Below are 12,255 nucleotides of genomic sequence, written 5' to 3' on the forward strand. Positions count from 1 at the left end.
TCCGGAAAACACCACAGAGCCCGCCATGAGCCGCAAGCACGCCTTCCAGTTCCTCGACCTGCCCCGCACCATGCCGCAGCGCATTCCGGTGGAACTGCGCACCTCCGGCGACTGGGGCGAGCTGTACGGCAAGTTCGGCAAGGAAGACGCGCAGTACCAGGCCGGCCGCTGCCTGGACTGCGGCAATCCGTACTGCAGCTGGAAGTGCCCGGTGCACAACGCCATTCCGCAGTGGCTGCAGCTGGTGCAGGAGAACCGCATCCACGAGGCCGCCACGCTGTGCCACAGCACCAATCCGCTGCCGGAAGTGTGCGGCCGGGTGTGCCCGCAGGACCGGCTGTGCGAAGGCAGCTGCACGCTGGAAGAATTCGGCGCGGTCACCATCGGAGCGGTGGAGAAGTACATCGTTGATACCGCGCTGGCCACCGGCTGGCGCCCGGATCTGGGCGCGGTACAGCCGACCGGCCACAGCGTGGCGGTGATCGGTGCCGGCCCCGCCGGGCTGGCCTGTGCCGACCGCCTGGCCCGTGCCGGCATCGCCGCGGTGGTCTACGACCGCTACGAGCAGATCGGTGGCCTGCTGCAGTTCGGCATTCCCAGCTTCAAGCTGGACAAGGGCGTGATCCACCGCCGCCGCGAAGTGCTGGAAGGCATGGGCGTGCAGTTCCGCCTCGGCGTGGAGATCGGCCGCGACCTGAGCGTGCAGCAGCTGCTCGATACCCATGATGCGGTGTTCGTCGGTACCGGCGCCTACCGCTACACCGATGGCGGGCTCGACGGCCAGGACCTGAAGGGGGTGCTGCCGGCGCTGCCGTTCCTGGTGCAGAACAGCCGCATCGTCAGTGGCGATGACCCGAAGGGCCGGCCGATTGCCGGCTGGGAAGACACCATCGCCCTGCCCGATCTGAACGGCAAGCGCGTGGTGGTGCTCGGCGGTGGCGACACCGGCATGGACTGTGTGCGCAGCGCCGTGCGCCTGGGCGCGGCCAAGGTCACCTGCGCCTACCGCCGTGACGAAGCGAACATGCCGGGCAGCGCGCGCGAAGTGGCCAATGCGCGCGAGGAGGGCGTGCGTTTCCTGTTCAACCGCCAGCCGCTGTCGATCGAAGCCGGTGCCGATGATGAAGTGATCGGCGTGACCGTGGTCGAGACCCGCTTGGGCGAACCCGATGCCAACGGCCGCCAGAATGCGGTGCCGATCGACGGCAGCGAATCGCTGCTGGAGGCGGACGTGGTCATCATCGCCTTCGGTTTCTCGCCCACGCTGCCGGCATGGCTGTCCGAACATGGCGTGGAAGGCCAGTCCAATGGCCGCATCGTGGCCGGTGGCAAGGACCGCCTGCCGTTCCAGACCGCGCACCCGCGCCTGTTCGCCGGTGGCGACGCAGTGCGCGGCGCCGACCTGGTGGTGACCGCAGTGGCCGAAGGCCGCGACGCCGCTGCCAGCATCATCCGCCTACTGGCGCACTGAATCCGGCGCGAGCAGCGCCGCCAACAGCGCACGCAGTTCGTGCGTCTCCACGGGCTTGGCCAGGAAGTGGTCGATGCCCGCATCGCGGCAGGCCTGGCGGGTCCGGTCCAGCACGCTGGCGGTCAACGCGATGATCGGCACCACCGCACGGATCGCGCAGGTGTCGGCACGGATCGCACGCGCCAGCGCGAAGCCGTCCATGTGCGGCATGTGGCAGTCGGTGATGACCAGGTCGAACGCCTCCGCCTGCCAGGCCTCGAACGCCTGGCGGCCATCGGTGCAGGCGCGGACCTGCAATCCCAGGTCGTGCAGGCGCTGTTCCAGCAGATGCAGGTTGGTGGGATGGTCCTCGGCCACCAATACCCGGGTCGGCGACAGCCGCGCCAGCGCCGCCGACGTCGGTGACGCCTGCGCCGGCATCCCGCAGGCGGCCAGATCCAGTTCCAGCCACACGGTGGTGCCTTGGCCCAACACGCTGCGCAGGTCCAGCGTTGCCCCCATCGATGCGGCCAGCTCCCGGCAGATGGCCAGGCCCAGGCCACTGCCGCCGAAGCGACGCGTGGTCGATGCCTCGGCCTGGGTGTAGGCGGCGAACACCGCCTGCTGCCGCTCGGCACTGATGCCCACGCCGCTGTCACTGACCTGCAGGCGCACCCGCTGGCCACGGGCGTGTTGCTGCACCACCTGCACCTGCAGGTCCACGCCGCCATGCTCGGTGAACTTGAGCGCGTTGCCGGCCAGGTTGAACAGGATCTGGCGCAGGCGCAGGTCGTCGGCCAGCGATCCCGCCTGCAGGGCAGGATCAAGCGCGACATGCAGGTGCAGGCCGCGGCTGGCCGCCACTGGCATCAGCAGCTGCTGCACCGCCTGCACCAGTGCAGCCACGCGGGTCGGCCGCAGCTGCAGCGGTACCGCCTGCAGGCGCTGGCTGTGCAGTACATCGTCGAGGATCTGCCGCAGCATCCGCGCGGCATCACCCACCGTCGCCAGCACCTGCCGCTGGCGCGGGTCCAGCGCGCTGCCTGCCAGCCGTTCCAGCATGCCCAGCAGGGTACTCATCGGCGTGCGGATCTCGTGGCTCATCGTCGCCAGGAAATGGGTCTTGGCCAGCGCCACCTGTTCGGCCTCGCGGCGAGCCTCGGCCAGCGCACGGGTGCGCGACTGCACTTCGCTGACATCGATCCAGTAGCCGCTCCATTCCACGTCACCGCCCTCGCACGACAGCGGCTGCCCATGCGAACGCACCCAGCGCCAGCCCTGCGCCGCGCGCGTACGGAACGTGACATCGATCGGGCCACGCGCCAGCGCGGCGGCTTCCACGCAGTCCATCACCCGGCTGCGATCATCGGGGTGGACGGCTGCCAGCAGGCGCCGCTGGTCGATCTGAGCGGTCTCCACGCTGATCCCGAACAATGCCTGCACATCACCGGCAATCTGCGGGAAGCTGTAGTGGCCGGAGGCGGACCGGCGTACCTGGAAGACCACTGCGGGCAGGTTCGAGGTCACCTCCTGCAGGCGCTGGGCCACCATCCGGCGGCGTTCGCTTTCGCGATGCACGCGCCAGTAGCCGTAGGCATACACCAGCACGAGCGCCAGCAGGATCAGCGAAGACGACACCAGCCAGCGCAGCGGCGACGGCGGTGGCTGGGGACGCGGCTGGTTCGGCAGCCACGCGTTGCGGATCGCTTCGCGCTCGGCGCCGGACAGCTGCGAGATGGCCTGGTCGAACGCGTTGACCACATCGGCGCAGGCCGGCACGGCGGCCAGCACCAGTGCGTCGTCGGTACCCGCCGGCGCGGCGATCACCAGCGGCGTGCCCCGGTAGCGGCGCAGGCCGGCCTCGGCCTCGCCGAGGTTGGCGATCACCGCATCGATCAGGCCCGCGCCCAGCAGGGCCAATGCGTCATCCATAGGCGCGGGCGGCAGCAGCTGTGCGCCGGGCGCATGCTCGGCCAGCATCGCGCTCAACGCCACCGCGTCGGGACTGACCACGGTCTTGCCGCGCAACCCTTCCAGGCCCAGCATCGGCGGCGCATCGCGGCGGCGCACGATCACCTGTGGCAGCTGCTGGTAGGCGCTACTGGCCACCCAGCCCGCGGGCAGCTGCGAGCGCGGCCAACCCAGCAGGGCCTGGATGCCGTCGGGCACCCCACCTTCCGCGACGGCGGCCGATGGCAATGGATGGGGCTGCAGCAACCGTCGTGCGCCCAGCAACGCCAGGTATTCCGCGCTGAGCCCTTTCGGCTCGCCGTCTTCACTGGAAGACAAGGGCGCGCGATCGGCCGGCCAGGCAATGCGCAGGGGCGTCCCACACTCCGCAGCCGCGGCGGTAATGGGCGACAGCACGCAGGCCATGACCGCGACGGTGGCGCGCAGGCCAGCGACGTTCACGATGGGCATCCTCTTTTCGCGGGCGGAAATGAACGGCCGCGCTGCGGTACCGCTGCCTGTCACGCTAGCGACACGTGTGCGGGTAGCAATGAAGAAAGTTGTAAAAGCAGCAAGCAGGGGGAATGCCGACATACACTGCCGCTTTCACCCGTTCCTGCGGAGTTCTCAATGCGCATCGGCCTGGCTGCCAACCGTCTCCACCACCACGACGCGCGCGCCGCCCTGTTCCGCTGGCTGCGTGTCAGCGAGGCCGGCCTGCGCGAACTGGGGGTGTCGCTGCACGCAGTCGGCCGTACCTATGACGCAATCGGGCGGCAGGGCTTCCTGAGCGGCTATGCGGGCCTGCACCGCTATCCCTATGGTCGCGAGGGTGGCCTGATGAAACTGGTGGCCGAGGTGGTCGGCATGGGCGCCGAGCGGACCCTGGATGGCGCGATCTACCTGATCGACCCGGTCGATCCATCCTCCGTGTTCCCAGAAGCCACGGCGCTGAAGCGGCAGTGCGTGATTCATGGCAAACCGTTCATTTCGACCGTGGCCACTGCGCGTGACTGGGTGGAGGTGGAACGCATCCACGCCGGCCTGGCCGCCGATGCCGGGGCCGACGACCTGCATGCGTTTGAGGGGCAGACGCTGGCACTGATCGCGCACGATGCGATGAAGCCGGCCATGCTGGCGTTCGCCGATGAGCACTTCGATGTGCTGGCGCGGTTCGGTGAGCGCGTGGCGACCGGCACCACCGGCCAACGCTTGAACGAGCTGGCCTGGAGCCGCGGCTGGCCCAGCGATACGCCGTGGGTGACGCGCTACCAGAGCGGCCCGATGGGCGGTGATGCGCAGATTGCAGACCGCGTGCTGGAAGGACGCTGCCAGCGTGCGATCTTCTTCGAGGACCCGCATGTGGCGCGCCAGCACGAGGCGGATATCCAGCTGCTGGAGCGTGCGGTGACGACGGTGACGGACCAGGCGGTGTGCATTACGGCACCGCGGGTGGCGGCGCGGTGGGCGACGGCGGCGGCGTTGCGGGCGGGGTGAGGGTTTCGGCGAACGGCTGAGCCCCTCGTGGTGGCTTGGGCCTGCACGATCATGCGGTTGGCCGGGATGGGGGGAACTGCGGGGGACGCGGTAAACCCGTCCCTGAAGCGACCCCCGCAATCCCACCCATCCCGTCCTTCGACAGTTCCGGTGTGCCACCACGGAAGAAGGAAGGAAGAACAGGAGCGGGTTGCGCGCTGCGCGCGCTTCCGTAGAGCCGAGCCCATGCTCGGCTGCAGTCAACGGCAGCCGAGCGTGGGCTCGGCCCTACAGTTACAGAAGCTGGCGTAGCATGGCTTTCAGGCGCCGACCTTCCAGCTGGAAGTAGTCGCGCTGCTCGCGCCAGGCGGGGAAGCGTTGTTCCACTTCGTGCCAGAACGCGGGCGAGTGATTCGGCTGGATCAGGTGGCAGAGTTCGTGCACCAGCACGTACTCGAACGCTTCCGGACGGCCGAGCACCAGGGCCAGGTCCAGCGCCATGCTGCCGTCAGGGGCCAGCGAGCCCCATTGCGAGGACATCACCTTCAGCCGCACGCGGCTGGGTGCGCGCGGCAGGGTAGGCAGGTACTTCGGCAGCCAGCGGCCGACGTCGGCGCGGGTCTGCGCTTCGTAGAACTCGCGCAGCAGGCGGCGCAGGGTGGCGTCCCCACCACGGGTCGGCCACTGCACACAGGCACCGTGCGTGTCGATCTCCAGGCGCGCGTAACGGCCTTCCTGCCAGCGCAGCGGCAGCAGTTCGCCACGCAGGGGCAGCACGCCGTCCTCGCCCGGCTGCAGCGGTGCCGGCAGGCCATTGTCCTGATAGACGCGCAGTTGCAGCGCCAGCCAGTCGCGGTGCTGTTCCAGGAAGCGTTCGCCCATCACCAGGCTTGCCCGCGGCGGCAGCGTCAGGCGCGCGCCGCGCTCGTCCACGCTCAGCTTGATGCGCCGTGCACGCGGGTCGCGCACCCGCAGCACCTCGATCTCGGCATCCTCCAGCCGCAGGCGAACGGTGTCGCGCTGTACGGTGGCGGGTGGGGTCGGGCTGATCAGGCGGCGCAGCAGACGGCTCATGTGCCCAGCATAGCGCCGCTTCGGGCCACCGGATGACCGGCGGCCCACGGGCTGCCTGTTCAGTCAGCCTTGCTGAGCTTGAAGGCTTCCTCCAGCAACAGGAACAGGCGGCGGATCTCGGCGCTCTGCAGGGCGAAGCGGGCATCGAACTCGGCGCGGCGGCCGTCTTCGTCGGCATGCTCCAGCTGGTCCAGGGCACCGTCGAGGAACTTCAGCTTGCGCACGATCAGGTCGTCGCCGATCACGAAGGACAGGTTGTCCTCGAAGATCAGCGCCAGCTTGGTCACCTGCTTGCCGGCGTCCAGGTGCTTGTCGATCTCGTCGCAGCGCAGCTCCTGGTGCTGGCACTTGACCACCGCGCCACCTTCCACCGGATCCTTCATCTCGCACTCTTCGCCCAGGCTCAGCCCGGTCGGCAGCGGCTCGCCGGCGATCCAGCCGGTCAGGATCGAGCGCGGCGCCACTTCGGCGTTCAGCGGCATGGCCGGGAAGCTGCCGAGCAGGCCACGGATGTCGGACATGAAGTACTCGCCGGTCTTGCGGCTGGAGGTATCCACCGCCACGTAGCCGTGCTGCAGGTCGATGAAGGCGTCGTTGCGCGAGGACTTCACGAAGGCGCGCGGCAGCAGTTCATGCAGCAGGTCGTCCTTCATGCGCTTGCGTTCGCGGCCACCCGGGCGGCGGCCTTCCTTCTCCTCGATCTCCTCCAGCTTGCGCTCGAGCAGGTCGTTGACCACCGCCGCCGGCAGGATCTTGTCCTCGCCGCCCACGGTCAGCCACAGGTGCTCGGCAATGCGATGGGACAGCAGTTCCTTCTCCTCGCGGCCGAACGGCGAGATGAAACCGCGCGAGCTCATTTCCAGCGCGCCGACCGGCTTGAGCAGGGCGTGCGGCAGCAGGGTGTCGACTTCGGAAAAATCAGTGGCGGTCGGGAAACGGAAGAACGTCAGGTTGCGAAAGAACATGGAATTCCGGATGGCAAAGAGGAAGGGCGACCGACCTTAAACGGTAGGCGTCTCGGGATCTGCGTCGGCGTCGGCCGGGGAACCGGCCAGCCAGGCATGGGCGTCGGGCAGCGGCGCGTCGTCGCGACGGCCCAGCGCCATGAAATCGAACAGGGTGGTATCGGCCAGCTGCGAGGGCCGGACCTCACCCATGGCGCGCGCGATCTGCTCGATGCGGCCGGGGTGGTCCTTTTCCCACTGCTTCAGCATCAGGCCGACCTGGCGGCGCTGCAGGTTCTCCTGGCTGCCGCACAGGTTGCAGGGAATGATCGGGAACTGGCGCGCCTGCGCGTAGTCGACGATGTCGCTCTCGCGCACGTAGGCCAGCGGCCGGATCACCACGTGCTTGCCGTCATCGCTGCGCAGCTTCGGCGGCATGCCCGACAGCTTGGCGTGGTGGAACAGGTTCATGAAGAACGTGGCCACCATGTCGTCGCGGTGGTGGCCCAGCGCGATCTTGGTGAAACCGTGGGTTTCGGCGTAGTTGTACAGCGCGCCGCGACGCAGGCGCGAGCACAGCGAACACATGGTCTTGCCTTCCGGAATGACCCGGCTGACCACCGAATAGGTGTCCTGCTCGATGATGTGGTACGGCACGCCCAGCCCGGCCAGGTACTCCGGCAGCACGTGCTCGGGGAAGTCCGGCTGCTTCTGGTCCAGGTTCACCGCCACCAGCTCGAACGGCACCGGCGCCTTCTTCTGCAGCTGCAGCAGCACGTCCAGCAGGGTGTAGCTGTCCTTGCCACCGGACAGGCAGACCATCACCTTGTCACCGGCTTCGATCATGCCGAAGTCGGCAATCGCCTCGCCGACCTGGCGGCGCAGGCGCTTGGCCAGCTTGTGCTGTTCGCGCTCGGCCAGCCGCGGATCGCGGGCGGCGCGCGGCTGGGAACGCGGCAGGGGATCGGGAAGGGAAATCACGGCACTCATGGGTTCCATTCTAACGGCTCGGAGCCGCCCCGGCCGGGGGTCGGGGTTCCCCTCTCCCGGCAGTCATCGTCGCTGTGTATGCTCGGAGGCTGTGGACACCTACAGCCCCGCCGAGATCGTCGAACGCCTCGCCGCCCTGCGCGCCGAGCATCGCCTGCTGGATGAACAGATCACCCGCATGGCTGCCAATGGCGAGGACGAACTGGAATCCAAGCGCCTGAAGCGGCGCAAGCTGCAGTTGAAGGACTGCATCGCCAGGCTGGAAAGCCTGCAGATTCCCGACGAACCGGCCTGAGCGGTGGCCCATCCACGCACGGCGTGGATCCACTGCTTCGCCCCCGGTAGATGCCAACCCTGGTTGGCATGCCCTTGGCCGGGCATGGCCCGGCGCTACCTTCAATCCTGCGGCGCAGGCTCGTCCGGGCGTGCCGCTTCGGGGCTGACCCGCTCGATGGTGTGGCGCAGTTCGCGGCCGAGGATGAACTTTGCGTCCTTGGCCCAGGCATCCAGGCGCTCGTCGAACAGCAGCTTGCTGTTCTCGTCCGGCCACACCAGGCGCAGCTCGCGCAGCTTCTGGATGAAGCCCCGGAACAGGGTGCGGTCGAAGAACTCCGGCGCGGCCGGTGCATAGAGCAGGCTCAGACGCTGCGCCGCCTGCTGGCACAGGCTTTCCAGCTCGGCCGCACCCAGCACGCCCGGGCCGTTCTTCACCAGCACCGAAATGGCGATGTAGTAACGCTCGAACGCCTGCTGCAGCGAGTGCCCGATCGCACGCAGGCGGAACACTTCGTCGGTCTGCCCGGTGTTGCGCGCCAGGATGCCGCCATCGTCGTCGTTGACGTTCTGCAGCAGGCCCTCGCGCACGAACACGTTGATGGTCTGGTCGATGCGCTGCGCGAATTCGTCCTCGCTCCACGGCAGGAACAGCTCGGCCTGCAGGAACGGGTACACCGTGCGGCCCAGCTGGACCAGGCCGGTGCGGCTCATGCGGCGGTTGTTCTGGAAGCAGCAGGCCACCCACGACGAGGCAGTGAACAGGTGCAGCACGTTGTTGCGGAAGTAGCTCAGCAGCACCGCGGTATCGCCGCTGACGCTGAGCACATCGCCCAGCGGATGCTTGATGCGGGTGAGAACGTTGATTTCCTCGGCGTGGGCGATGATCCGCTCCGGAGAATGCGGGGTCACCGTCACCCGGTCCGAATACGGCATCTCGACCAGCAGGGTCTTGCACAGCTCGATCTGCGCGATCAGGTCGGCTTCGCCCATCGCGTGCTTCGGCGTGGACAACAGCGCCAGCGCCAGCAGGTTGATCGGGTTGACGTCGGCGGCACCGTTGATGCGCACCTGGATGCGTTCGGCCAGCGTATCCACCGTGGTCGACAGCCACGCCGGCTTCTCGTCCTCGGACACCGCCTCGCCCTTCCACTCCGGGGCCTTCTCGGCCAGCACGTCGTTCAGCGCGATCGGCTCGCCGAAGTTCACCACCACCTGGCCGTAGTTCTGCTTGAGCACCTTGGGGATGCCCCACAGCAGCGACCAGATCGATTCCTTCTCCTTCGGCCGGCCGGACAGTTCGTCCAGGTAGCTGCCGCCTTCCATCAGCTTCTCGTAGCCGATGTAGATCGGCTGGAACAGCACCGGCTTGCGCGGCTGGCGCAGGAACGCGCGCAGGGTCATCGAGATCATGCCGCCCTTGGGCTGCAGCAGGCGGCCGGTGCGCGAACGGCCACCTTCGACGAAGTATTCCAGCGAGTAGCCACCGGCCACCAACTGCGCGACGTACTCACTGAGCACGGCCGAGTACAGCGCGTTGCCGCGGATCGAGCGGCGGATGAAGAACGCACCGCCCTTGCGCAGCAGGGTGCCGACCACCGGCAGGTTCAGGTTGATGCCGGCCACGATGTGCGGCGGCACGATGCCACGGTCGTACAGCAGGTAGGACAGCAGCAGGTAATCCATGTGGCTGCGGTGGCTGGGCACGTACACCACTTCGTGGCCCGGCGCGGCGGCCTTGAACTTGTCCAGGTGGTGCACCAGCACGCCCGCATAGATGCGGTTCCACACGTGGCTGAGCATGAAGCTGGCCGAACGCACCACCGGGCTGGAGTAGTCCGCGGCGATTTCCCAGGCGTAGGCGTGCGCCTTCTTCCAGGCATCGGCCGCCTTCGAATTATCGCGCTTGGCCTGCGCGGCGATCGCCTCGCGTACCGGTTCGGCAGCCAGCACCTGGTCCACCAGCAGGCGCCGGGTCGACAGGTCAGGACCGATCACCGATTCACGGATGCGGCGGAAATGGGTACGCAGCACGCGCTGCAGCTTGCGCACCGTGCGTTCCGGCTCCAGGCCCTCGTCGATGATGGAACGCAGCGAGATCGGCGGCGCGAAGCGGACGATGGTGCTGCGGCCATTGAGCAGCACCGCCAGCAGGCGGCGGAAGCGGCCGACCAGTGCCCAGTTTTCCGAGAACAGCACCGCGAACCAGCCGCTCTGCTTGTCCGGCGCGCGGCCGACGAAGATCGACACCGGCACCAGGTGCACGTCCAGGTCATCGCGCACGCGATGCGCCTGCAGGACCTTGGCCAGCGAATCGGAGTGGGTCTTGGCGCCGCGCTGCTCGGGAATCAGCGAGTTGCTGGAGCTGCGCCGCGACAGCGCCAGGTAGGCGCGCTTGCGGCCGGTCGGGTCACCGGCCAGCGGCACCAGCGGCGACGGCAGGCCGGCCTGGCGGCAGGCCTTGTCCAGGATGAGCGCGTTGGACAGGCCGTAGTCTTCCAGCACGTACATGACCGGGCGGCCATCGTTGTACTGGCCCGGGTCTTCCGGTTCGATCTTCAGCGACAGCCACGGCTCGACCAGGCGGCCCAGCAGGCGCGCCCACAGCGGGCGGCGGCCGGCCGGACGCGCGTGCGCGGGCGGCGGTACCGGGTTCGGGCCGGTACCGGTCGAGGGGGACGCCGGCACCGTATCGGCGGGCGTCGACTGGGATTCTTCGCCGGGGAACGGCAGCGGGTTCTGTTTCGACATCGGCGCCATTATGGCTTAGGCGGTGGCGTTGCCGCTTCCCCACCCTCGGCGGGGGCTTCAACCGGGGCGGGGACCGCTGCGGCGCGGGCCGCGTCGGCCTTGCGCAGCAGCGCATCGGTGTCGGCCAGGGTGCGGGTCAGGTACCAGTGGCCTTCGCGCCGGCTCAGCGGCAGCTGCAGGCTCATTTCACGGCCGGCGAGGTCGTAACGCAGGCGCACCAGCGCGTTGTCGCCTTCCACCGACAGCAGTTCTCCGCGCACGCTGCGCAAGGCGTCGTCCACGCCCAACCCGTAGCTGCCCAGCACCGCCTTGAGGGTGTGGATGAATGGCGCCAGCTGCTCCAGGCTGCCTTCCATGCCCGCGGCCTGCAGGCCGGCCTCGTCATCGAAGCCGACCTTGCCGGCGGCGCCGACCAGCGCAGCGATGGTGCTGCGGGCACGCGCACGGTCGCTGATGGGTGCGCCCTGCGCCCAGCTGGCGAGAGTTTCGACGAGGGCGATGTAATGCGCCTGCTGGCCTGGTGTGTAGCCCTTCTGATGGCGCAGGTACTGCACCCCGAAGTTGCCCATCGACTGTGCGGCCTGGCGAACGGCGCCGGCCTGTCCGGCCAGCTGGCGATCGAAGCTGCGCTGCAGTTCGGCGCTGGCATTGGGTTTGCGCAGTGCGGCCAGCATCGGCAGCAGCTGGTCGCCCAGCGGCAGTTCGGTCAGCGGCCATTGGCTGTGGCCTTCGGTCCAGGCCTGTTGCAGGCGCGGGTACTGGCTCGGCGGCACCGACAGCTTTGCGTAGCCGACCAGATCGTCCTCGGCCAGGCGCAGCGCCATCGCCTGCACCGCCGCGACCGGCTCGGCTGCCGGCTTGGCCGGATCGTCGGCTGAATCACGGCACGCAGCCACCGCCAGCAGCAGCATGGCTGCCAGCCCCCACCCACGCGCAGACCTTCCTCGCACCGCTACGCTCATGCACTCGGACTCCCCGGACCGGTCCGCATCTTGCGGCCTGCGACGTGACAGCGGCAAGCCGGGGGGCAACTTGGGGTCAGATCCCTTCTGCCCTTGGCAGAAGGGATCTGACCCCGGACCGTGGCCCGCGCATAAAAAAAGAGCCGGGATCACGAGGATCACAGGCTCTTCAAGCCGGCGCGAGGCCGGTGGACAGTGTTGTGGCACATGTCCGGTCCGAGGACCGGATGGCGGCGATCCTACGCTGCGCTTCAACTTAAGGCAACACTTTACTTAGACCGCAATAAATCATTGATTTTATTGGAATGTGATTTCCAACATCACAGCCCCATGAAATCTACGGCGGGTTTTGCGGCGATTCGGGCACAACCACTGCCTGGCAGAT

The 12,255-nt window shown here is 68.2% G+C and carries 9 protein-coding genes; 3 read left to right on the forward strand and 6 right to left on the reverse strand.

The genetic code is table 11. The features are described from left to right. Nucleotides 1–25: 25 nt before the first annotated feature. Nucleotides 26–1,471: an FAD-dependent oxidoreductase gene (locus AC5P8Z_RS14975; RefSeq protein ID WP_286070504.1), complete on the forward strand. Its 1,446-nt coding sequence runs from the start codon at nucleotides 26–28 to the stop codon at nucleotides 1,469–1,471. Here AC5P8Z_RS14975 and AC5P8Z_RS14980 read toward each other — a convergent pair. Further along, nucleotides 1,457–3,862, reverse strand: a complete 2,406-nt coding sequence (locus AC5P8Z_RS14980) for an ATP-binding protein (protein ID WP_495229411.1) — start codon at nucleotides 3,860–3,862, stop codon at nucleotides 1,457–1,459. The genes AC5P8Z_RS14975 and AC5P8Z_RS14980 overlap by 15 nt on opposite strands. 168 nt (nucleotides 3,863–4,030) lie before the next feature. Between AC5P8Z_RS14980 and AC5P8Z_RS14985 the strand changes: the two genes are divergently transcribed. After that, nucleotides 4,031–4,897 (forward strand): methylglyoxal synthase, encoded by an 867-nt coding sequence (locus AC5P8Z_RS14985; protein WP_495229412.1) that lies wholly within the window; start codon nucleotides 4,031–4,033, stop codon nucleotides 4,895–4,897. 273 nt (nucleotides 4,898–5,170) lie between these two features. Here AC5P8Z_RS14985 and AC5P8Z_RS14990 read toward each other — a convergent pair whose 3' ends face one another. The 3 genes from AC5P8Z_RS14990 to ttcA are packed head-to-tail and all read right to left on the reverse strand — an operon-like array spanning nucleotide 5,171 to nucleotide 7,884. Continuing rightward, nucleotides 5,171–5,950, reverse strand: a complete 780-nt coding sequence (locus tag AC5P8Z_RS14990; RefSeq protein ID WP_495229413.1) for a M48 family metallopeptidase — start codon at nucleotides 5,948–5,950, stop codon at nucleotides 5,171–5,173. A 59-nt stretch (nucleotides 5,951–6,009) separates the two neighbouring features. Beyond that, entirely contained in the window at nucleotides 6,010–6,915 is a 906-nt protein-coding gene (locus AC5P8Z_RS14995; protein WP_286070500.1) for a recombination-associated protein RdgC, read from the reverse strand. Nucleotides 6,916–6,951: 36 nt separating this feature from the next. Beyond that, complete coding sequence (gene ttcA / locus AC5P8Z_RS15000) at nucleotides 6,952–7,884, reverse strand: tRNA 2-thiocytidine(32) synthetase TtcA (protein WP_286070499.1); 933 nt, start codon at nucleotides 7,882–7,884, stop codon at nucleotides 6,952–6,954. A 91-nt stretch (nucleotides 7,885–7,975) separates the two neighbouring features. Between ttcA and AC5P8Z_RS15005 the strand changes: the two genes are divergently transcribed. Then, complete coding sequence (locus AC5P8Z_RS15005; RefSeq protein ID WP_286070498.1) at nucleotides 7,976–8,179, forward strand: YdcH family protein; 204 nt, start codon at nucleotides 7,976–7,978, stop codon at nucleotides 8,177–8,179. Nucleotides 8,180–8,280: 101 nt separating this feature from the next. Here the strand turns inward: AC5P8Z_RS15005 and plsB are convergent, their stop codons facing one another. Together plsB and AC5P8Z_RS15015 are read right to left on the reverse strand one after the other, a co-directional pair. Next, a complete protein-coding gene (plsB, locus tag AC5P8Z_RS15010; protein ID WP_495229414.1) occupies nucleotides 8,281–10,917 on the reverse strand; it encodes a glycerol-3-phosphate 1-O-acyltransferase PlsB in 2,637 nt (878 codons plus the stop codon). Next, nucleotides 10,917–11,870, reverse strand: a complete 954-nt coding sequence (locus AC5P8Z_RS15015) for a hypothetical protein (RefSeq protein WP_495229415.1) — start codon at nucleotides 11,868–11,870, stop codon at nucleotides 10,917–10,919. The genes plsB and AC5P8Z_RS15015 overlap by 1 nt, the downstream gene beginning before the upstream one ends. Nucleotides 11,871–12,255 lie beyond the last annotated feature (385 nt).

It is taken from the genome of Stenotrophomonas sp. YJH_SMC_17 (genome assembly GCF_059371655.1).